21 protein-coding genes and 1 tRNA gene are annotated in these 21,738 nt (G+C 59.7%); 9 read left to right on the forward strand and 13 right to left on the reverse strand.

From position 1 onward, the window contains the following. The first annotated feature begins 82 nt into the window (after positions 1-82). A complete protein-coding gene (locus HAT86_RS12140; RefSeq protein ID WP_167197967.1) occupies positions 83-1,243 on the forward strand; it encodes an aromatic ring-hydroxylating oxygenase subunit alpha in 1,161 nt (386 codons plus the stop codon). Continuing rightward, entirely contained in the window at positions 1,240-1,452 is a 213-nt protein-coding gene (locus HAT86_RS12145) for a hypothetical protein (protein ID WP_167197970.1), read from the forward strand. Before HAT86_RS12140 ends, HAT86_RS12145 begins: the two co-directional genes overlap by 4 nt. Before the next feature lie 48 nt (positions 1,453-1,500). Here the strand turns inward: HAT86_RS12145 and HAT86_RS12150 are convergent, their stop codons facing one another. From HAT86_RS12150 to HAT86_RS12160, 3 genes are read right to left on the reverse strand one after another with little or no spacing between them, the layout of a single operon-like run. Next, a complete protein-coding gene (locus HAT86_RS12150; RefSeq protein ID WP_167197973.1) occupies positions 1,501-2,868 on the reverse strand; it encodes a cytochrome P450 in 1,368 nt (455 codons plus the stop codon). After that, the gene (locus tag HAT86_RS12155; protein WP_167197976.1) at positions 2,865-4,124 is read right to left on the reverse strand and encodes a hypothetical protein; all 1,260 of its coding nucleotides are present in this window, start codon (positions 4,122-4,124) and stop codon (positions 2,865-2,867) included. Before HAT86_RS12155 ends, HAT86_RS12150 begins: the two co-directional genes overlap by 4 nt. Positions 4,125-4,177: 53 nt before the next feature. Then, positions 4,178-4,930, reverse strand: coding sequence for a cytochrome c biogenesis CcdA family protein (locus HAT86_RS12160; RefSeq protein WP_167197979.1), 753 nt, complete (start codon positions 4,928-4,930; stop codon positions 4,178-4,180). Between the two features lie 92 nt (positions 4,931-5,022). Here HAT86_RS12160 and HAT86_RS12165 point away from each other — a divergent pair, with 92 nt between their 5' ends. Then, the gene (locus tag HAT86_RS12165) at positions 5,023-5,253 is read left to right on the forward strand and encodes a sulfurtransferase TusA family protein (protein ID WP_167197983.1); all 231 of its coding nucleotides are present in this window, start codon (positions 5,023-5,025) and stop codon (positions 5,251-5,253) included. Between the two features lie 72 nt (positions 5,254-5,325). Here HAT86_RS12165 and HAT86_RS12170 read toward each other — a convergent pair whose 3' ends face one another. The 6 genes from HAT86_RS12170 to purC all read right to left on the reverse strand — a co-directional run bounded on the left by HAT86_RS12170 (position 5,326) and on the right by purC (position 13,546). Further along, a complete protein-coding gene (locus tag HAT86_RS12170) occupies positions 5,326-8,175 on the reverse strand; it encodes an Rne/Rng family ribonuclease (protein WP_167197986.1) in 2,850 nt (949 codons plus the stop codon). Between the two features lie 496 nt (positions 8,176-8,671). After that, positions 8,672-10,009, reverse strand: coding sequence for a sigma-54-dependent transcriptional regulator (locus tag HAT86_RS12175; protein WP_167197989.1), 1,338 nt, complete (start codon positions 10,007-10,009; stop codon positions 8,672-8,674). A gap of 6 nt (positions 10,010-10,015) precedes the next feature. Continuing rightward, the gene (locus HAT86_RS12180; RefSeq protein WP_167197992.1) at positions 10,016-11,776 is read right to left on the reverse strand and encodes a sensor histidine kinase; all 1,761 of its coding nucleotides are present in this window, start codon (positions 11,774-11,776) and stop codon (positions 10,016-10,018) included. Between the two features lie 39 nt (positions 11,777-11,815). Then, entirely contained in the window at positions 11,816-12,484 is a 669-nt protein-coding gene (gene purQ / locus HAT86_RS12185) for a phosphoribosylformylglycinamidine synthase subunit PurQ (RefSeq protein ID WP_167197995.1), read from the reverse strand. Continuing rightward, on the reverse strand, positions 12,484-12,723 hold the full coding sequence (gene purS / locus HAT86_RS12190) for a phosphoribosylformylglycinamidine synthase subunit PurS (RefSeq protein ID WP_167197999.1): 240 nt from the start codon (positions 12,721-12,723) through the stop codon (positions 12,484-12,486). Before purS ends, purQ begins: the two co-directional genes overlap by 1 nt. Positions 12,724-12,784: 61 nt before the next feature. Beyond that, positions 12,785-13,546 carry a phosphoribosylaminoimidazolesuccinocarboxamide synthase gene (purC, locus tag HAT86_RS12195; protein ID WP_167198002.1) on the reverse strand — a complete coding sequence of 254 codons (762 nt, stop codon included), beginning with the start codon at positions 13,544-13,546 and terminating at the stop codon, positions 12,785-12,787. A gap of 159 nt (positions 13,547-13,705) precedes the next feature. Between purC and HAT86_RS12200 the strand changes: the two genes are divergently transcribed. From HAT86_RS12200 to HAT86_RS12215, 4 genes are all read left to right on the forward strand, one after another. Then, positions 13,706-14,020: a DUF1476 domain-containing protein gene (locus HAT86_RS12200; RefSeq protein WP_167198005.1), complete on the forward strand. Its 315-nt coding sequence runs from the start codon at positions 13,706-13,708 to the stop codon at positions 14,018-14,020. Between the two features lie 164 nt (positions 14,021-14,184). After that, a complete protein-coding gene (gene bmt / locus HAT86_RS12205; protein ID WP_167198008.1) occupies positions 14,185-15,207 on the forward strand; it encodes a betaine--homocysteine S-methyltransferase in 1,023 nt (340 codons plus the stop codon). A gap of 260 nt (positions 15,208-15,467) precedes the next feature. Beyond that, positions 15,468-16,169, forward strand: a complete 702-nt coding sequence (locus HAT86_RS12210; RefSeq protein ID WP_167198011.1) for a corrinoid protein — start codon at positions 15,468-15,470, stop codon at positions 16,167-16,169. A gap of 86 nt (positions 16,170-16,255) precedes the next feature. After that, the gene (locus HAT86_RS12215; RefSeq protein ID WP_167198014.1) at positions 16,256-16,909 is read left to right on the forward strand and encodes a DUF1638 domain-containing protein; all 654 of its coding nucleotides are present in this window, start codon (positions 16,256-16,258) and stop codon (positions 16,907-16,909) included. A 92-nt stretch (positions 16,910-17,001) separates the two neighbouring features. On the opposite strand, the gene HAT86_RS12220 is transcribed toward HAT86_RS12215, so the two are convergent. Then, on the reverse strand, positions 17,002-17,412 hold the full coding sequence (locus HAT86_RS12220) for a SufE family protein (protein WP_167198018.1): 411 nt from the start codon (positions 17,410-17,412) through the stop codon (positions 17,002-17,004). Between the two features lie 124 nt (positions 17,413-17,536). On the opposite strand from HAT86_RS12220, the gene HAT86_RS12225 reads away from it, so the two are divergent. After that, positions 17,537-18,055, forward strand: a complete 519-nt coding sequence (locus HAT86_RS12225; RefSeq protein ID WP_167198021.1) for a hypothetical protein — start codon at positions 17,537-17,539, stop codon at positions 18,053-18,055. 50 nt (positions 18,056-18,105) lie between these two features. On the opposite strand, the gene rnd is transcribed toward HAT86_RS12225, so the two are convergent. The 3 genes from rnd to purM all read right to left on the reverse strand — a co-directional run bounded on the left by rnd (position 18,106) and on the right by purM (position 20,983). Further along, positions 18,106-19,263: a ribonuclease D gene (rnd, locus tag HAT86_RS12230; RefSeq protein WP_167198024.1), complete on the reverse strand. Its 1,158-nt coding sequence runs from the start codon at positions 19,261-19,263 to the stop codon at positions 18,106-18,108. 83 nt (positions 19,264-19,346) lie between these two features. Next, a complete protein-coding gene (purN, locus tag HAT86_RS12235; protein ID WP_167198027.1) occupies positions 19,347-19,940 on the reverse strand; it encodes a phosphoribosylglycinamide formyltransferase in 594 nt (197 codons plus the stop codon). Continuing rightward, the gene (purM, locus tag HAT86_RS12240; RefSeq protein WP_167198030.1) at positions 19,937-20,983 is read right to left on the reverse strand and encodes a phosphoribosylformylglycinamidine cyclo-ligase; all 1,047 of its coding nucleotides are present in this window, start codon (positions 20,981-20,983) and stop codon (positions 19,937-19,939) included. The genes purN and purM overlap by 4 nt, the downstream gene beginning before the upstream one ends. A gap of 233 nt (positions 20,984-21,216) precedes the next feature. Between purM and HAT86_RS12245 the strand changes: the two genes are divergently transcribed. Then, a tRNA-Ile gene (locus HAT86_RS12245) sits at positions 21,217-21,293 on the forward strand. Positions 21,294-21,738 lie beyond the last annotated feature (445 nt).

Genomic DNA, 21,738 nt, shown 5'->3' on the forward strand with positions numbered 1-21,738 from the left:
ACTCGCGTCGCGAATTGGCGGTCAACAGGGCGGAATTCCTGTTTTGGGGGTAGTAAGACCCGCAAAATAGGAGACCGCAGCCATGACCGAGACCGTGACCGATCTGTCGAATGTCCGGAACAGCGTTGAAAACGCCAACGGCCTGCCGAACGCGCATTACATCGACCCTGTCGTTTTCAACGAAGAAAAACAGGCTCTGATCTTTTCGCAATGGGCCGGTCTGGCTGTCGCCGCCGATGTGCCAGACCCCGGCGATGCCGTGCCGATGGAATTTCTGGGCACGCCCCTCCTGTTGCTGCGCGACAAGGACGGCGATGTGCGGGTCTTTCAGAACATCTGCCGACACCGCGGAATGATCTTGGTGGAAGAGCCGCGCAAGATCGAAGGCGCCATTCGCTGCCCCTACCATTCGTGGTGCTATTCGACCAAAGGCGATCTGGTGGCCACACCGCATGTCGGCGGGCCGGGTCATAACACGCACGACGCGATCAAGCGCAACGATCTGGGCCTGATCGAAGTGCGCAGCCACATCTGGCGCGATGTGGTCTGGATCAATGTGTCGGGCGATGCCCCCGCCTTTGAAGACGCGATGGCCGATGTCATGCAGCGTTGGCGCGAATTTGAACTGCCCCTTTATCATGGCGGCCACGACAGCCGCTTTACCCTTGAGGTGCAGACAAACTGGAAACTGGCCGTCGAAAACTACTGCGAAAGCTATCACTTGCCTTGGGTGCATCCGGGCCTGAACAGCTATTCCAAGCTGGAAGATCATTACAACATCGAAAAACCCGGCGAATATTCGGGCCAAGGCACGATGGTCTATCGCCAGTTGACCAATGAAAACGGCGAAACCTTTGCAGATTTCGCTGATGTCGGCTCAAAATGGAACGAACAGGCCGAATATATCGCGGTTTATCCCAATGTCCTGCTGGGCACACATCGCGACCATGCCTTTGCGATCATCCTTGAGCCGAAAGGCCCGGAAAAGACGGTTGAGCATATCCATCTTTACTACGCGGTCCCCGACAGCGACGAAGGCCTGCGCATGCGCAACACCCAGCTTTGGAAAACCGTATTCGAAGAAGATATCTTTGTCGTCCAAGGCATGCAGAAGGGTCGCCACGCCGATCAGTTCGACGGCGGGCGCTTTTCGCCGGTGATGGACAGCCCGACGCATTGTTTCCACGCTTGGGTCGCCTCGAAGGTGGACACCCACCGCGCCAAAGCGAGGGCGGCAGAATGAATGACCTGAATGCACGTATGATTTCCGCACACGAGGCGCAGGATCGTTTCGCCCTGATCAAGCTATATGCCGAGGCCGCTGACTGCGCCAATGCGGTGGATGCGTCGTGTTTTTACCTGACGCATGCCTATGTCTTCGCGCTAGAGGCGGGCGCGCCCGAGGCCACAAACCTGCACGCCCGCCTCAAGGCCGAGGGCCGCGAAGCCTGAGCCGCAGCGCAGTTTATGCATGAAAGGCCCCACTTTGCCGGGCCTTTTCTAGCTACGCTTGGTCAGCTTCAACCAGATGCCATCCTTGCCGCGCACCGTCAGATGCGCCACCGGCATCGCCGGGCGCTCAGCCACGGCTTCGAACCGATAGGCCCGCACCAGCAGCGCCAGCAGCAACACGCCTTCGATCATGGCAAAGCCCGCGCCGGTGCACACCCGTTGGCCCGCCGAAAACGGCATATAGGCACAGCGCAGCCCGTCGCGCCCGTTGGGCGTGGAAAACCGCGCCGGATCAAACGCATCGGGGTTATCCCAAATCCGTTCGTGGCGGTGCTGATGCCATGGGCTGAGGACAATTTGCGCGCCTTGCGACACCTCGCGGTCGCGGAACCTTTCAGGACAGGCCGCTTCGCGCACCATCATCGGCACCGGCGGATAAAGGCGCAGGGTCTCACGAAACACATCGCGGGTGATTTTCAGCTTGGCGATATCGCCAAAATCTGGCGCGCCTTGCGGCATGACATCTGCGGTTTCAGCCACGATCTTGTCTTGCCAGTCTGGGTAGAGCGCCAGCAAATACAGCGCCCACGCCAACGCCGACGCGCTGGTTTCATGCCCGGCCAGAAAAAAGATCGCCACCTGATCGACCATTTCCTCGGTGTCAAATGTCTGGCCGGTCTGTGGGTCTGGCGTCGTCATGATCTTGGTCGCCAGATCATCCGGCGCGGTGCCTGCCTTGATCTGCGCCATTCGGTCGGTCGTGAGCCCGGTGATCAGCCCGCGGATATCGACCGCAGTGCGCCGGGCCTTGTCATTATGGAACCGCGGGAACCACCCAGGCAACGGGATAAACGCCCCAAGGTTCAGCACCGGCTGCGCGCGCTGATGCGCGCGGAACTTGTCGAACACCTGCGCGGCGACCTCATGCTCGATCGGGATGGAAAACAGGGTGCGAAAGATCACGTCAGCGGCCGCATGGCTGGTCTCGGCTTCGATTTCAACCGGCTGGCCATCGGCCTGCGCCTCAAGCCGGGCCACCGCCGCCTGCCCGGCCTTCAGCATGGCCGGATACACGTCGCGCAGGCGGCCGCCTTCGAATGCCGGGTCGATGATCCGGCGTTGCCGTTTCCAAGTTTCGCCATTGGTGACGAAAACCGAATTGCCCAACAAAGGCGCCAACCCTTCGCGAATACGGTTGGATTTGGGAAAATCATCGGGGCGGTCTTTCAGCACGAGATCCACCAGTTCGGGCTGGTTGCACAGGAACGACCGGAAAAACGGCGTTCGAAATTCTGCCATCCAAGCGCGATACAAATGCGCCGGTTGCGCCGATAAAATATCTTGCCGAAACAGCTTCATATAACGCCATAGCGACACACGTTTGGCACAGGCCGGGGGTTTGGGCGGCAACGTCATGCTGAAATCTCGGTAAATTTGGAAACCGGCGTTTCGATCCGGCTGGGCGATGGCCGCCTGTCACGATACCGCTCGGCCAGCGTCAGCGGCCCCGCCGTGATCTGGAAATAATCGTAATCGCCGGGCCGGTCGAAGGCGCAGAGATATTGAAAATGCAGCCGAAAAAAGCGCCACCGCAAAGCCCGCCACCGCGCCGGGCTGAGGGTTTGGGTAAAGGCGGCAGAGAGCACCAGCGGCCAGCGTTTGCCCTTTGGCGCAATGCCGCTGACACTGACCGGATCGCACAGGGCAAAGGCACAGCCATCACCCGGCGCTGTCACGTCAACCCACGTCACCTGATCGCTGGCACTCAGAAACCGCAGATCGGCGCGCAAGCGGTGTGCACGCGGCAGGAACGACACCATCGGCACCACCTGCCCCAAAGACAGGAATGACAGCACCGGTCCACCCTCGGGCACTTGCCCGGCGCGGATCAGGTCCGACAGGATCGACACCGCCAGATGCGCCCCCGAGGAATGGCCGACGATCAACACCTCATCCACCGGATCGCGCAAGGCGGCGGCGATCTCATCGGTAAATTCTGCCATCCGCGCCTCAAGCTCGGGGGGATTGGCCCCGTTGAAGCGCGCCGAATAGGCGTAATCATGCATCAGGTAATAGGCGAAGAGCTTATTATCTTTGGATTTGAACCAAGTCAAAACAGCCCAAGCCACGGGCAAAAGCCCCAACCAATAGACCAGCCCTGTCACCACCCCGGCACTGCCCGGCCCAAACGGCAGAACCTGCGCCGCCCAAGCCAGCCCGCGCCCCACAACATGGCCAGCCAGCACGGCCACAAGCAGTTGCAGCACCAACATGCCCACCGGATACAGCGCCGCAATCACCGGCCCTTTGCGCAACCGCATCAGCCGAAACAACGCGCCCGACGCGATGTACGCCCATGCCGTGCGCAGAAGTTGCAGATAGGTGGCCAGAATGCCCTGCTCCATGCTGTCGCGCACGATGTCGGACCAGACAAGAACCTCGAACTCGGTTTGGATTTGCCGCTGGTCGATCTGGGCCCGCACTTGCCAGCCGTATCGCCCCTGCCCGCCCGCAGCCTTGGGCGACAACGCCACGTCATAGCCCGAGGTGTCGGCCTGCGCGGCCCCCTCTTTGCGATATAGCTCGCGATACCTGCGCGGATGGATCGGATCGTAGCCCGGAATATAAAAAACGCGCCGGTGCCCAACGACTTGATTTACGCTGCCTGTCATGCCCCACCTCTTACCGCTGCCACCTTAGACCAGCAGTTTGGCAAGAGTAAGGCTCAACCAAGCACGGCAAGTGCGGGGAATGTTTCCAAAAGCCAGAAGGAAAACGCCGAGAAGCCCCCGGTCAGCATCAGCAAGCCGATGGTCCACAGCAACAGGCCCATAACACGCTCGATCCGCTCCATATGGCGCTTCATCCAGCTCATCAGCCCCGTCAGGCGCGGCAAGAACGCTGCGACCAGCAAGAACGGCACCCCAAGCCCGATGGCATAAATCGCCAATAGAACAGTGCCACGCGCCACATTCGCCTCGGAGGCGGCCAGCGACAGGATCGCACCCAATTGCGGGCCGATGCACGGTGTCCAGCCAAACGCGAACGCCAACCCAAGCACATAGGCTCCAAAGGACGATCCGCCCCGGTCACCCACATCGACACGCGCTTCGCGGTCAAGAAACCCGATCCGGTAAACGCCAACGAAATGCGCGCCAAAGATCATTACGATGATCCCCGCAATCGTGTTGAACCAGCCTTGATATTGCAAAAATATCGACCCGATGGCCGAGGCCGTAAAGCCAAGGAACAAAAACACCGTGCTCAGGCCCAACACGAAAAACAGCGCCGGAACAAACGCCTTGGCGCGCGCTTGCGACCGGTCCGTCAGATCGGTCAACGCCACACCGCTGATATAGGCCAGATAGGGCGGCACAATCGGCAGAACACACGGGCTTAGAAAGGAGATGACCCCGGCAAACAGGGCAATCGCCATGGCAGGTGCAAGGCCTGCGTCAATGATCTCGAATCCGAACATGGGTTTGACATAATCAATTCCCACCCCGGCGTCACGTCACCGATTGTCACATCCTTGTGGACAGGGTGTAACAAGGCAACTATGTCGCAGGAATGGATATTTCTGATCACATAGACGCCACCGGCCTGCTGTGCCCTTTGCCGGTTTTGAAGCTGCGCAAACGCATTGGCACGTTGGCACCCGGGCAGTATATCGAACTGCGCGCGGATGATCCCGCAGCCATTGTAGACGTGCCACATTACTGCAACGAATCCGGGCACGAATTGGTGTCTGTGACCGAAGCAGATGGCGCTCAGGTTTACGTCCTTCGCAAAACGTCCTGATATCCCTTAGCAAAACGAAAAATGCCGCGCCCTAGGGACGCGGCATCTATGTCTTGCGAAACCCAAGGCGGGTTAACGCCCGATTGACCACCAGCCGCGCCGCTTGGGCTTGTCCGATGCGGTGTCGTCAGGCTTTGCCGCGTCCACCGGCTTGGCATCGGCCGTGTCAGGCTTGGCCGGTGTTGGGTCTGCTGCAACAGGCTCGGTCGTGCTCGCTTCGGCCGGGGCCGGTTCCGCGGTCGTGACCTGCGCGGTTTCGGTCACCGCTTCGGCCAAAGGCGCAGGTGTGGCCGCCTCGGTCTCGGCAGCGTCCTTGGCGGGCGCTTTCTTGGCCGGGGCTTTGCGCGTGCGGGGCTTGCGCGCCGGTTTTGCCGCTTGCGTCGCGTCATCGGTCGCCGTTTCGGCTTCGGCTTCTGGTTGGGCCGTGCTTTCGGCAGGCTGTGCAACATCCGCCTTTTTTGCGCGGGGCTTACGGGTGCGCTTGGGTTTGGGCTTGTCCTCGGTCACTTCTGCGGTGGCCTCGGGCGCAGCTTCAGCCGCTTTTTCAGTAAGCCCCTCGTCAGATGTCGCCACCGGGTCAGCCGCCACAGCCGCATCCGCAGGCACATCAGCCTCGGGCTTTTTGCGCGGTTTTCTTGTGCGCTTGGGCTTGGGCTTGTCAGCCGTGGTCTCACCCGATCCATCGCCTGCGGCAGCCGCAGGCGCGTTGGCAGGTGTCGACGCGTCGTCGTCCGTCTTGGCACCCTGATCGGTGTCATCCTGTCCGTTGGCCTCGGCCTGCGCGCCCTGATCCTCGCCACCATTGCCTTTGGATTTGGACCGGCGGCGGCGACGGCGACGGCGCTTTTTGGGCTTGTCGTCGCCTTCCTCTGCAGCGTCCTGCACCTGAGCCTGAGCCTGAGCCGGGGCTTCGGTCGCGACGACCTCCTCCTCCTCTTCGGCTTCCTCCATCAAGGAGCTGTCCACAGACACCACAGGCGCGGCCACTTCGGGCACGCTGCGCGTCGCGGTCTTGAACTTTTCAAGCGCAAAATCGGGGCTGATCAAGACAGGGTCGCCTTCGATCCGCACAGACAGTCCATACCGCGCTTCGATCTGGGCCACATGTTCGCGTTTTTGGTTCATCAAAAAATTAGCGATACCAACCGGACATTTGACCAGCACCTCGCGCGAGCGGCGGCGCACGCCCTCTTCCTCGATCTGGCGCAGAATGGACAGCGCCAGATTGTCATCCGAGCGGATCAAACCCGTGCCGTGACAGGCCGGGCATGGCTGTGTCGTCGCCTCGATCATACCGGGGCGCAGACGCTGACGGCTCATTTCAAGCAGGCCAAACCCAGAGATCCGACCCACCTGAATGCGGGCACGATCCGATTTCAGCTTGTCTTTCAGCTTCTTCTCGACGGCGTTGTTGTTCTTACGCTCATCCATGTCGATAAAGTCGATCACGATCAAACCGGCCAAATCGCGCAGACGCAACTGGCGCGCCACTTCTTCGGCCGCTTCAAGATTGGTCTTTAGCGCGGTTTCCTCGATCGAGCCTTCCTTGGTGGCCCGGCCCGAGTTCACATCAACCGCAACAAGCGCCTCGGTCACACCGATCACGATATAGCCGCCGGATTTCAATTGCACCGTCGGGTTGAACATGCCCGACAAGTACGATTCGACCTGATGACGCGCGAATAGCGGCATCGGATCGGCATAAAGCTTCACGTTCTTGGCGTGCGACGGCATGATCATTTTCATGAAGTCCTTGGCGATGCGGTAGCCCCGTTCGCCTTCCACCAGAACTTCGTCGATCTCGCGGTTATACAAATCGCGGATCGAGCGTTTGATCAGGTCACCTTCTTCGTAGATCTTCGCCGGTGCCACGGATTTCAGCGTCAATTCGCGGATCTGTTCCCACAAACGCTGAAGATATTCGTAGTCACGCTTGATTTCCGACTTGGTCCGCTTGGCCCCCGCTGTGCGCACAATCAGCCCCGCGCCTTGCGGCACGTCAATCTCGGTCGCAATCTGCTTGAGCTTCTTGCGGTCCACAGCGTTCGTGATCTTGCGCGAGATACCACCGCCACGTGCGGTGTTTGGCATCAAGACACAGTAGCGCCCGGCCAGTGACAGGTAGGTTGTCAACGCGGCACCCTTGTTGCCCCGCTCTTCCTTGACGACTTGCACCAGCAGGATCTGGCGCACCTTGATGACTTCTTGGATCTTGTATTTGCGCGGGCGCGGCTTGCGAACAGGCCGAATGTCGTCGCTGTCATCGTCATCGGCGACCGACTCGATGCTGTCGTCCTTGCCAGCCGCGTCCGACCGCCGAGCGCGGTCGTCATCGGTTTCGGCAAAATCGTCCCCATCGACATCCTGAGCACTGTCCGCGTCACTTGTGACGTCCGAGCTGGTTTCAAGCGGTTCTTCAACCGGGGTCTCTGCGACCGTTTCAACCGGCGAAGTGCCTTCGGGCAGATCGCCGTCAAGGTCGATCATTTCCATGCCGGCTACGTGTTCGGCCGTGCTGTCGCCACCATCGGTGACAAGCGGATCTTTGGTTTCGACCTTGGCAGGTTTCGAGCGCGACCGGTTGCGCCGTTTCGGGGCGTCTTCTTCTTCGTCGCGGGCGCGCATCGCCTCGGCATAAGCGCGCTCTTCCTCCATCAGCTTTTCGCGATCAGCGACGGGGATCTGGTAGTAATCCGGATGTATTTCCGAAAAGGCAAGAAACCCGTGGCGATTGCCGCCGTAATCCACGAACGCCGCCTGAAGCGACGGTTCAACCCGTGTTACTTTTGCAAGATAGATGTTGCCGGCAAGTTGCCGTTTGTTCTCGGATTCAAAGTCGAACTCCTCAACCTTGTTTCCGTCAACCACCACGACGCGGGTTTCTTCCGCGTGGGTGGCATCGATAAGCATTTTATTGGCCATGTTTTCCGTTTACTCCACGTCAGACAGGCCGGGCCCGGTGGGGCGGCTGTCTGCGGTGGGTCTATGTTAGGGGCGATGGCGCAAACACTGACAGGGGCCGCACCGAAGTGGCCCCTTTGATCGTATGTGCCTATAGCGCTTTTCATCGCGGTTCTTGGTCTCCGGCCCGAGCGACGGGCCAATTCAGCGCCTGCACGTCCGGGTCTACCGGGTCAGGCATGTAGGCGGCCCGGCAGTGCGGGGCCAGATCGGTCTGTTTGGAGCGACAGCACAACAAAGGTGCCTCAATCGCCCGAAACAGCGAAACTTTTCGGAACACCCTGTCTTCGGTCTGACCAGGCTCCTGCGTCCTTGATAGAGGGTTTTGCCCCCGACTGACAATGCCAAATCGTGTTTCGCCCCTATCGCGTCGCGTAGGACAGCGTTGAAAACACGATGTCAGCCCAGCCGAGCGCACCGAGCGCACCGTTCGGCGCGCTCTCAGCTGCTTTTGCCCTCAGCCCAGATAGTCCGAGCGTTGCAGGCCATATTTGGCCATTTTTTCGTTCAGCGTGCGACGCGGCAGGCACAATTCATCCATCACCGACGCAATCGAGCCCTTGTGCCGGCGCATGGTGTTGTCGATCAACATACGCTCGAAGGCTTCGACATATTCCTTCAGTGGCTTGCCTTCGGTTGTCATGACCGGCTGCATCTCTTGATGATCAGACATCAGCAGCGATGCGATTGTGCCGCTGCCACGCCGCGCCTGCAACACCGCACGCTCGGCCACGTTGAACAACTGGCGCACGTTGCCCGGCCACGGCGCCTGCAACAACTGTGCGGCCTCTTGTGCCGTCACTTGCGGTGCCTCACAGCCGTAATCATCGGCAAACTGATCGGCGAACCGGGTGAACAATGTCAGGATATCCTCACCGCGCTGCCGCAGCGGCGGCACCGTGATCCGCAAGCTGCCAAGGCGATAAAACAGATCCGGGCGCAGCGCGTCTTCGCATGTGCGGTCTTGTTCCTGCATGTTGGAAATGGCCACGATCCGCGTTTCGGGTGGCGTGCCTTCATCGTTGATGAAGGTCAGCAAACGCGACTGCACCGCATCGGACAACGCGTCGACATCTTCAAGCACCAAGGTGCCGCCACGCGCCTCTTCGACCGCGGGCAGTTGGCTGTCTTCAGGCTGCATCGGGCCGAACAGGCGTTTGATCAGCGCGTCCTCCTCGAACGCCGCGCAGGACAACAAGACGAATTTCTTGCCCGCCCGCGACCCAACCGCATGCAGGGCGTGCGCGACCAGCGTTTTACCGGTTCCGGTTTCGCCTTCGATCAGGACATGCCCATCGGCCTGCCCCAAATCCAGAATATCCTCTTTCAGCCGTTCCATGACCGGACTTGCGCCGATCAGCTTTTTCATAAGCTGGCCACCGTCCGACAATTCGCGGCGCAAGGCCCGGCTGTCCAGCGTCATACGCCGGGCGTTGGTGGCTTTCTTGGCCAATTCGTTCATCCGGTCCGGATTGAACGGCTTTTCAAGAAAGTCGTAGGCTCCGATCCGCATCGCCTCAACCGCCATGGGCACGTCACCGTGCCCGGTGATCATGATCACCGGCAGGCTGGAATCCGTGCCCATCAGCTTCTTTAGAAACTGCATCCCGTCCATTCCGGGCATTCTTATGTCGGTTACGACGATACCGGGATAATCCGGCCCCAGAACCTTGAGCGCCTCTTCGGCGCTTGGAAAGGCTTCTGTGTCGTAGCCTGACAGGGCCAGCCATTGGCTGATCGACTGGCGCATATCTTTTTCGTCATCGACAATCGCGATTTTCATTGCGCTTGGCATTGCAGGTTACTCCGCTGCACGGGTTTCTTCTGTCAAGATAGGCAGCTGCAACTCAAATACAGCCCCCCCGCCCGGTGCGTTGCGTGCTGTCAGGCGTCCCCCAAGGTCGTTGACGATCCCCGATGAAATGGCAAGCCCCAGACCAACACCGTCACCAGGCTGCTTGGTGGTGTAAAACGGCTCGAACAGATTGTCGAAATGCTCAATCCCGTGACCATTATCACGCACGGTCAGCACGGCTGTTTCACCCGCCGCCAACAGGATGTCAATTTCAGGGGTTTCAGCGCCTTCGGTGGCATCCATGGCATTGCGCAACAGGTTGATCATCACCTGCTCCACCCGCACCCTGTCGCCCATGATCAAGACCGGCTCTTTGGGCAAGGTGCGGGTGATGTTGACGTGCCGCTGACGCAATTGCGGTTCCATCATCGCCAGTGCCGACGACAGCGAATCCCCAAGATTTACAGGCTCGAACGTATCGCCGCTGTGGCGCGCGTAGGATTTCAACTGCTTCGTGATCGCGCCCATTCGCTCTAGCAGATCGTCAATCCGCTGAAACGAGGATAGCGCCTCGTCGGGGCGGTTGCGCGTCAGCAAAAGACGCGCCCCGGCCAGATAGGTTTTCATCGCCGCCAAAGGCTGGTTCAATTCGTGGCTGACCGCCGCCGACATCTCGCCCAAGGCGGCCAGTTTCGAACTTTGCGCCAGTGTCTGTTCGGCAACGGCAAGGTTCTCTTGCACCCGCTCCCGCTCGGCGATTTCCCGCTGCAAGCGCGCGTTCAATGCGCGAAGCTCTGCCGATTCCCGTTGAAACAAGGCCATGCGCAGGGCGGTTTTGCGGTTCAGCATCCAGAACGCCAAGGCCAGAAGAATCGCAAACCCCATGATCTCAAGCGCCAGAAATCCGTTCACTTTTTCCCGGACGCTGGCATAGGTGGTGAAGCTGGCAATCCGCCATCCGCGAAACGCCACCCGCCCTTCGACCCGCATCACCGCCTCGCCTTGCACATAGGCATCGGCAGGCAGCGCCGTCCAATCGGCGGTGGCCTGAATGGCCCGCTCGATCGCACTGTCCACGGGTTCCCGTTGCAAGGCTTCAGCTTCGCTCAGACCGCGCCAGCGCGGTTCGGTCGCCAATATGATCTTGCCCGCGCTGTCCGTCACCAGAACCGCGTCGGAAATTCCGGCCCATGCCCGTTCATATTTCCCCAGATCGACCTCAACCAGAATGACGCCGACAACCTGATTTTGGCTGTCGACCCGTCTGGAGTAATAAAACCGGAAACGCCCGGTTTCATCGCGCAAAACTTGGAAAATAGTATCTTTCGAGCGCAGCGCATCAACATAATATGGTGCCTGCCGGTGCGATTGCCCCAAAGAAATTCTGTCCGTCGAGGCAACCGTGCGCCCGTCACGGTCCAGCAAGGTCAAAGAGGCTGCGCCGATCTCGTCGACGAACGAGATAAGGCGCTGTGTCGATTGCGTGTAGTCGCCTGTATTCAAGGCGGAAATCAGCGCCGGGTCACGCGCCAGAAGCTGTGGCACAATCGCGTTTTGGCGCAGTTCGCTCAGCAAGTTACCGCTATACAACACAAGCCGCAATTCGGCCCTGTTGCGCGTCGTCTCGGTAAACCTGTCGGTCAGCAGCCGATTGGTGACAACCACAACAGCGACCGCCACCACGACCAGAAACACAAGTGCCAGCCGGGCGCGCCAACTGGTGGTGCGACTGCGCTTCAATACAGACTGGCCCGACGAAAATCTCATACCGCCAGATTACGCCGCCGTGCCCACCGGCTCAAGCACTCACGCGTTGGTCAATTGTGCAACAAGGCTGTCGAACATCGGCGCGCCTTGGGTGCCGCCGTGCAAAGGTTCGGCCATACGTTCGGGGTGCGGCATCATGCCAAGCACACGGCGATTGGACGATAGAACGCCAGCAATGTCGTCGACCGAGCCGTTGGGATTGTCCATATAGGTGAATGCCACCCGTGCATCCCCGTGCAGCCGCTTCAACGTCTCGGCATCGGCGTAATAGTTGCCGTCGTGATGCGCGATTGGAACGGTGATGACCTGCCCCGCGTCATAGCCGGCGGTAAACGGGCTGTCTGCGGTTTCCACGCGCAAATCCACGGGCTTGCAAATGTATTTGAGGTTGGCATTGCGCAACAACACGCCCGGCAAAAGGCCGGTTTCGGTCAGCACCTGAAACCCGTTGCAAATGCCAAGGACATAGCCGCCTTTTTCCGCGTGGGCCACGACCGAGCGGCAGATTGGCGAATTGGCGGCAATCGCGCCGCAGCGCAGGTAATCGCCAAAGGAAAACCCGCCGGGCACACCGATGATATCCACGCCCTCGGGCAAGGCGGTGTCCTTGTGCCAAACCATCGAAACCTTGGCCCCGGCCCTCTCGAACGCGACGGCCAGGTCACGGTCACAGTTTGACCCAGGAAAGACGATAACAGCCGCGTGCATCAGGCGATCTCCACGCTATAGCTTTCGATGACGGTGTTCGCCAAAAGCTTTTCACACATCTCGGTCACCGTGGCGCGGGCCTGCTCGGCGTCGGTTTCGGCCAAGTCCAGTTCGATCACTTTGCCTTGCCGGACCCCTTCGACCCCGTCAAAGCCCAACTGGCCAAGCGCATGGCGCACGGCCTCGCCCTGCGGGTCCAGAACGCCGGATTTCAGCATGACGTGAACGCGTGCTTTCATGAGTGTTTTCCCGTTCGTTTCAAATCAAGCGGCGCTTTGGCCGCGGTCATCATGGTTGCAGTCAGTTGATCAGCGTGGGCCGCGCCATGGGCGTGGCGCCTTTCGGCATCACGCCAAGCCGTTTGGCGACCTCGGTATAGGCATCGGTCAGGCTGCCCAAGTCGCGGCGGAACACATCCTTGTCCAGCTTCTGGCCGGTTTCGATATCCCAAAGGCGGCAACTGTCGGGGCTGATTTCATCCGCCACGATCAGACGCTGATAGTCGCCTTCGTAAACGCGGCCAATCTCGATCTTGAAATCGACCAGCTTGATCCCGACGCCATACATCACGCCTGACAAGAAATCGTTGACCCGCAGCGCAAGGCTCAGGATATCGTCCATGTCCTGCTGGCTGGCCCAGCCAAAGGCGGCAATATGCTCCTCGGTGACCAGAGGATCGCCCAGTTTGTCGTCTTTCAGGCAATATTCCACCACCGGGCGGGGCAACTGAACGCCCTCTTCGATGCCCAGACGTTTGGCCATGCTGCCCGCGGCATAATTCCGCACGATCACCTCAAGCGGGACAATCTCGCAGGCGCGCACAAGCTGTTCGCGCATGTTGAGCCGCTTCATGAAATGGTTCGGAATGCCGACATTGGTCAGGCCGTTCATGAAATATTCCGACAAGATGTTGTTCAGGACGCCCTTGCCCTCGATCACATCTTTTTTCTCGGCATTAAAGGCCGTGGCGTCATCCTTGAAATACTGCACGATGGTGCCCGGTTCGGGGCCTTCATACAGGGTTTTCGCCTTGCCTTCGTAAATCTTTTTGCGCCGCGCCATGCAGCCTCCGTCGCTCGACCGGGGCCAAATCCCCAAAAGTCGTGCTGTCCTCATAGATCATGCCCCCGATTGTCGCAAGATCACGTTGAGGCCTTGCTCTTGGGCGCGCAGAGTTGCATATCAGGGATAACTGCAACGTATGCTGAGGGGACAGGCCCAATGACCACCTTCGACGACCGCGAAAGCGCATTCGAAAACAAATTCGCCCATGACGAGGAAATGAAGTTCCGCGCCGAGGCGCGTTGCAACAAATTGCTGGGCCTTTGGGCCGCTGAATTGTTGGGCAAAACCGGCGACGAGGCGCAAGCCTACGCCAAAGAAGTCGTGATCGCCGATTTCGAAGAGGCCGGCCACGAGGACGTCGTGCGCAAGGTCGCCGCCGATCTGGGCGATCTGGCCGACGCCGACACCATTCGCGGCAAGATGGCTGAATTGCTGCGGGTTGCCAAAGAGCAGTTGGTCAAAGAGGCCTGATCGCCGTCGAAAATTAATATCGGGCGCGTCTGTCAGGGCGCGCCTTTTTTAGTGCCGCAGACTCGCATGAATCGGAATTTCATTCACATATCAGTTGAGTATTATGAGTTTGCGCCGATGTGTGATCCGTGTCACATCCCTGCGCTATCACCCAAGGAGATATCATGACAAACGCCCTGTCCAAATTGCTTCAAACACGTGACTGGTTGTTGACCGATGGCGCGACCGGCACCAACCTGTTCAACATGGGGCTGGAATCGGGCGATGCCCCCGAATTGTGGAACGACACCCATCCCGACCGGATCACCAAGCTATATGCGATGGCCGTCGATGCGGGCAGCGATATCTTTTTGACCAATTCCTTTGGCGGCAACGCCGCCCGCCTGAAACTGCACGGCGAAGAAAAACGCGCGCGCGACTTGTCGCGCATTTCCGCCGAAATCGGGCGCGAGGTGGCCGACACCCGTGATCGCCCGGTTGTGGTCGCGGGCTCAGTCGGGCCAACCGGTGAAATCATGGCCCCGATGGGCGCGCTGACCCATGATCTGGCCGTCGAAATCTTTCACGAACAGGCCGATGGCCTCAAAGAAGGCGGCGCCGACGTTTTGTGGCTTGAAACCATCTCGGCCCCTGAAGAATACGCCGCCGCCGCCGAGGCGTTCAAACTGGCCGACATGCCGTGGTGTGGCACTATGAGCTTTGACACTGCCGGGCGCACGATGATGGGCCTGACCTCGGCCGATATGGTCAGGATGGTCGATGGCCTGCCCAACCCGCCGCTGGCCTTCGGGGCCAATTGCGGCGTCGGCGCATCCGACCTGCTGCGCACGGTTTTGGGTTTTGCGGCGCAGGGCACCGAACGGCCGATTATCGCCAAAGGCAACGCTGGTATTCCGAAATTTGTCGATGGTCACATCCACTACGATGGCACCCCAGATCTGATGGCCGACTATGCCGTTCTGGCCCGCGATTGCGGCGCCACGATTATTGGCGGCTGCTGCGGCACAACGCCTGAACATCTTGAAAAGATGCACGAGGCGCTGTCGACCCGCCCACGCGCCGAAACGCGGCCCACGCTGGACCAGATCACCGAGGCGCTTGGCGCGTTTTCCTCGGCCGCCGACGGCACCGGCGACGATGCCAACAGTGGCCCGCAAAAACGCCGCACACGCCGCCGCCGCGACTAAGCGCGACCCCACAACTGCATGATGCGTCTAGCAGCCTCCCTGACGGGGGCTGTTTGTTTTCGTAGGTAGCCCTGCGCGCCGATCATGCAGCAACCCCATATAGATCATGCAAGTTTTTCAGCAGCCATTGCCGCAAATGCACACTATAAGTCGGTCAAGGTTCGGCCAATGTCGTAATTTGCAAAGTGCCACTGCGACAAATTGACGAAAGCTAAGTGAAACAGAACGCGCGCATGCGCCCATGACCCGGGAACACTGCAATGTCCGACGAAGAAGACATCATCCTGTCCGAGCTGAGCGACGAAGAACTTGTCGAACAGATGTGGGACGATCTTTACGATGGCCTCAAAGAGGAAATCGAGGAAGGCGTAAACATCCTGCTGGAGCGCGGATGGGCCCCCTACAAGATCCTGACCGAAGCTTTGGTTGGCGGCATGACCGTTGTTGGCAAAGACTTCCGCGATGGTATCCTGTTTGTCCCCGAGGTGCTTTTGGCCGCCAACGCCATGAAGGGCGGCATGTTCATCCTCAAGCCGCTTTTGGCCTCAACCGGCGCGCCGCGCATGGGCTCTATGGTCATCGGCACGGTCAAGGGCGACATCCACGACATCGGCAAGAACCTTGTGTCGATGATGATGGAAGGTGCGGGCTTCGAAGTGGTCGATATCGGGATCAACAACCCGGTGGAAAACTACCTTGAGGCCTTGGAAGAGCATAAACCCGACATCCTCGGCATGTCGGCCCTGCTGACCACCACCATGCCTTACATGAAGGTCGTGATCGACACGATGGTCGAACAGGGTATCCGCGACGATTATGTCGTGCTGGTCGGCGGTGCACCTTTGAACGAAGAATTCGGCAAGGCCATCGGTGCCGACGCCTATTGCCGCGACGCGGCGGTTGCGGTGGAAACCGCGAAGGACTACGTCAAGCGCAAGCATAACCAAGGCGTAACAGCTTAAATTCGGGCATGCGGCCCAAGGTTTGACAACGGCCCGCCTGAGTGCGGGCCGTTTGCGTTTACCCCGCCGCCGCGCAAGGAATCACCATGACCGACCTGCCCAGTGACACAACACTGACCGAAACCGGGCTGGACCTGCGCGGCAAGGAAAACCGTCTTTTGCTGATCGCATGCGGGGCATTGGCGCGTGAAATTCTGGCTTTGATCAAGGCCAATGGCTGGACCCATATCGACCTTCAATGCCTGCCCGCCAAACTGCACCTCTATCCTGATCAAATCGTCACCGAGGTCGACCGCGCCGTCACGCGCAATCAAGACAGCTATAGCAACATTTTCGTGGTCTACGCCGATTGCGGCACCGGCGGGCAGCTACAGGCCAAATGCGCAGAGCTTGGCGTCGAAATGATCGAAGGTCCGCATTGCTATTCGTTTTTCGAAGGCAACGCCGCCTTTTCAGAGCGGGCCGAGGATGAAATCACCGCCTTTTACCTGACCGATTTTCTGGTCAAGCAATTCGATGCCTTCGTCTGGAAACCCATGGGGCTCGACCGTCATCCCGAATTACGTGATATGTTGTTCGGCAATTACACCAAACTGATCTATCAGGCCCAAACCCATGATCCGGCCCTTGTCGACAAGGCGCGCACCTGCGCGGAACGGCTTGGCCTTGACTTCGAGCACCGCTTCACCGGCTACGGCGATCTTGAACAGGCTCTGCACGATCAGGCCCGCAAGACCTAAAACCCCTTCTTCTGTTCAAAAATATCCCGGGGAGTTTGAGGGGCAGCGCCCCTCATTCCTGCAAACCTGCGCGGCGCAGCCGCCCATTCGGATCAGGCGGATTGCGACGCCACAAGGCGGATCCGGTCTATCATCGCGCGCAGTCCGTTTGATCGCTGTGCCGACAGATGATCGTTCAGGCCCAACCGGGCCAGCTCGGCCTGCGCATCCACCTGCCCCACCTGCGATACCGGCACGCCGTTGTAAAGCGCCCGCAACACCGCGATCAGCCCGCGCACGATCATCGCATCGCTATCGCCCTCAAAGTCGAACTTCCCGTTGGCGATGGTCGGATGCAGCCAGACCTGACTGGCGCAGCCGTCTACCTTGGTGGCCGGCACCTTCAGCGCGTCATCCAGAGGGTCCATCGCGCGTCCGCGTTCGATGACATAGCGGTAACGATCTTCCCAATCGTCCAAAAACTCGAAATCTGCGACAATGTCTTCAAAGGCTTCGGTGGCCATCATATGCTCCTGCTGCTTTGGTATTGACCTAGGCGGGCAAGATGCGAAGGTCCAGACCTCGCTTACACCTTTTCAACGCTGTTGGGATAAGGTAGTTGGGATGAAAGCAAAAGGGGCGGTCCAAATGCGGAAAACAGTTGCGGGTCTCGTGGTTCTGTCACTCACGCTTGCCGGATGCAGCGGTTGGCGTGACTCGCGGGTCAATCCGGGCAATTGGTTCGGCAACAGCCGCGCCGAAGCCCGCACAGAAACCGCCACCCCGGCGCAGACCAATCCGCTGATCCCCGAAGAAACAAGCATCTTCCGACGCGGCAATAAGGAAGAGGTCTATCTTGGCACCCCGGTCGATCAGATCACCGATCTGACCATCGAACGCACCTCATCGGGCGCCATCGTCAAGGCGACAGGCCAAACGCTTCAGCAAGGGGCCTATGATGTGCGCCTGACATCCGACACCGAAGGCGAACCCGTGGATGGCGTTCTGACCCTTGAAATGAAGGCGTTACAGCCCACAAACACCCCGCAAGGGCCTGAACGCGTGCGCCGCGCCACGGCGGGCTATTTCCTTAGCAACCAAGATCTGGCCAAGGTGCGCACAATCCGCGTTCTTGGCGAACGCAACGCACGATCCGCTACCCGCTAACCCTCTGGGTGCCGTTCCCGCCCCCTGTCGGGGCGATGGTCAGTCTTGGCCTAAAGTTCAACGGTGCGGATATCGCCGCCCTTGGCCGCCAGAGCAATCTTGCCCTCGCACAGCCGCAAAGCATCCAAACCGAAAACATCGTGCCGCCAGCCGCCCAAGGCGGGAACGTTGCGCTCTCCGCTGGCCAAGGCATCCAGATCAGCCGCACTGGCGATCAGTTTTGACGCCACGCCAAAAGATTCGCTTTTGGCCTTCAGCAAGACCCGCAACAAATCCGCCAGTGCCGGGTTCACCTGCATTTTGCTGCGCGCGGTATCAACCTTGGGCACATCATCCGCCGGGCAGTTCAGGCCATCTTGCACGGCTTTCAGGATGCCTTCGGCAATGTCGCCCTTGCGCGCCTCGCGCAGCAGAAGGCGCGACCGCCCCAAATCCTGTAGCGTCGCCGGCTTGGTCGAGGCCAGTTCGACCAAGGCGTCATCCTTGTAAACCCGGCTGCGGGGAACATCGCGGGCCTGCGCATAGCTTTCGCGAAACTGCGCCAGTTCGCGCACGATGGCTAGAAACCGCCCCGAGGCATTGCGCGTCTTGACGCGTTTCCATGCCTCTTCGGGTTTTACGATGTAGGTGTCCGGCGCGGTCAGCGTGCGCAGCTCTTCCGCCACCCATTTTTCACGCCCGGTTTCTTTCAACTTGGCGGCCAGAAATTCATAGATGTCGCGCAAATGCGTCACGTCAGCCAAGGCATAGGTTTTTTGTGCCTCGGTCAGCGGGCGGCGGGACCAATCGGTAAATCGCGAGGTCTTGTCCAGCGGTTGCCGCGCAATCTTGCGCACCAGCGTTTCATAGCCCGCCTGTTCGCCAAAGCCGCAGACCATCGCCGCCACTTGGGTGTCGAACAAGGGCTCAGGGATCACGCCCGCATCGACAAAGAAAATCTCAAGATCCTGCCGGGCCGCATGGAACACCTTGACCACGGCTTGATCACGAAACAGATCGTAAAGCGGATCAAGCGACAGATCACCGGCCAGCGGATCAACCAGAACCGCATCCTCTGGCCCGTCGCCCGGCACCGCCAACTGGATCAGGCACAGTTTGGAAAAATACGTGCGCTCGCGCAGAAACTCGGTATCGACAGTCACGTAGTCAAAGGTTTGGGCGCGTTTACAAAAGGCGTCCAGGTCTTGGGTTGTGGTGATGGTTTTCATGAATGGCTTTTCTACAGGTTTCTTACGCTCATTTTGCCCCGGTATGGGCGAAGTGGCGTGTGGATGCAAATAACTTGGCCGATTCAGGGCAGGATGATAGCCCGCCGGTCGCCTTCGGCAAAGCGGCGCAGAACCGCCGGGTACAGGCGATGTTCCTGCTCAAGCACGCGTTCGGCCAAACGGTCGGGGGTGTCATCAGGCAAAACCGGCACCCGTGCCTGCCCCAGAACAGGGCCGTCATCCAAAGCAGGCGTCACCTCGTGCACGGTGCAGCCCGCCTCGGTGTCTTGCGCCTCGATCGCGCGGGCGTGGGTGTGCAGGCCCTTGTATTTGGGCAAAAGCGACGGGTGGATATTCAAAATCCGCCCCTGCCAGTTTTGCACGAAGCCTTCGGTCAAAACCCGCATGAACCCGGCCAAGCAAATGATATCGGGGCTATGCGCCTCCAGCGTGTCTTGCAAGGCGGCCTCAAAGGCCGGTCGATCCCCCTTGAACGGCCTGTGATCCACCACCGCCGTGGCGACGCCCCGCGCGCGCGCCTTGGCCAGCCCCCCCGCTGCCGGATCGTTCGCCAGCACCAGAACGGGCCGCGCCGGGTGGTCGCCCTTCATGCTGTCCAGCAGCGCGACCATATTGGACCCGCCCCCCGAGATCAGAATGACCACACGTTTGGTCACGCAAGCGACCCCGTATAGGTCACGCCCTGCCCGGCCACCACATGGCCCAACCGGCACACGGTTTCGCCTTCGGCCTCTAGCAAGGCCTGCAACTCATCGGCACGATCTGCCGAGACCGACAGGATCATACCAATCCCGCAGTTGAAGGTTTTCAGCATCTCGGCCGCGTCCATGCCACCCTGTTCGCGCAGCCAGCCAAAGACCGGCGGCAAATCCCATGCGTCAAGGTCCACCTCGGCGCCCATGTCCTCGGGCAAGACGCGTGGCAGATTCTCGGTCAGGCCGCCGCCAGTGATATGGGCCAATGCATGCACACCGCCCGCGCGCACCGCCGCCAGCGATTGGCGCACATACAGGCGCGTTGGCGTCAGCAGGGCCGCGCCAAGCGTCCCTTCGGCCCATGGGCAATCGGCCTGCCAGTCAAGGCCCGACATCTCGACCAGCTTGCGCACAAGGCTGTAGCCGTTCGAATGCACCCCGTCGCTGGCCAGCCCCAGCAGAAAGTCGCCCTCAGCCACCCCGTCAGGCAGGGCAGCGCCGCGTTCCATCGCGCCCACGGCAAAACCGGCCAGATCAAAATCACCGTCGGGATACATGCCCGGCATCTCGGCGGTTTCCCCGCCGATCAGGGCACAGCCCGCGCGCACGCAGCCTTCGGCGATGCCTTCGATGATGCGGGCCGCGGTGTCGGTGTCCAGCTTGCCAGTGGCAAAGTAATCAAGGAAAAACAGCGGCTCGGCACCTTGGCAGACCAGATCATTGACGCACATCGCCACAAGGTCGATGCCCACGCCATCGACGTTGCCGGTATCAATCGCGATGCGCAGCTTGGTGCCCACACCATCTGTGGCCCCGACAAGGATCGGGTCGCTGTATCCGGCGGCTTTGAGATCGAACAAAGCCCCAAAACCACCAAGCCCCGACATCACGCCCGACCGCGTGGTGCGCTTGGCCGCTGGCTTGATCCGTTCGACAAGGGCATTGCCCGCGTCGATATCCACGCCTGCATCCGAATAGGTGATGCCGTTCTTGCCCTCGGTCATATCCACGCCCCTTGTCATATCGTGCTGGCGCGGGGTTACCCCAAGCAGCAGACGAAGAAAAGCGCCTTGCGCCATCCACAAGGCGCAAACCGCCTGAAAGGCGGTGCCAATCCCCTGCCCGCGCGGGTTGCAAGCGTGTGAAGGAAAGAATGCCCTTGCGCCGCAAATGCGCACCCAAGACGCCCCGACCCGCTTGACCGGCAAATTCCATCTGCTAGAGACAAGCGCAGGTCGGGCCTGTAGCTCAATTGGTTAGAGCAGAGCGCTCATAACGCTTTGGTTGGGGGTTCGAGTCCCTCCGGGCCTACCATTTACACACCAGATACCTTATTTATAAGGGTTTTAGGCAAAACTCCAAGGGTTCCGTGTACTGATTTCTCGATATGCGTGTACTAATTTATCAGGTCTCAAAAGTAATTCTTTTCTTCCAAAAATTGGGGGCCTTACCGGACCAACTATCCCCCTAGCTGTATGAATCTAAGGGTTCCCTACGCCTAAGTAGAGACCCCCTAGACATTAGGTCAGTAGAGTTTACCCTCTTATGATACGGTAGTAGCTTGCCTGTGAGATACCAAGCTGGGCCATGATTTGTTGACGGGGAACACCAGCTTCCTTCAGTGCTATTACCTTGTCAGACTGTAGCTTGGCTGTAGGGACACGACCCTTGTATTTACCCTTGGCTGTGAATCGGCATGCAAAAGTGACCCACCTGGGTGGGTTATGATCATCTAAAACTGACCCACCTGCCACGTTAG

Origin of the sequence: Roseovarius gahaiensis, assembly GCF_011601345.1 — a bacterium.
GTDB lineage: Bacteria > Pseudomonadota > Alphaproteobacteria > Rhodobacterales > Rhodobacteraceae > Roseovarius > Roseovarius gahaiensis.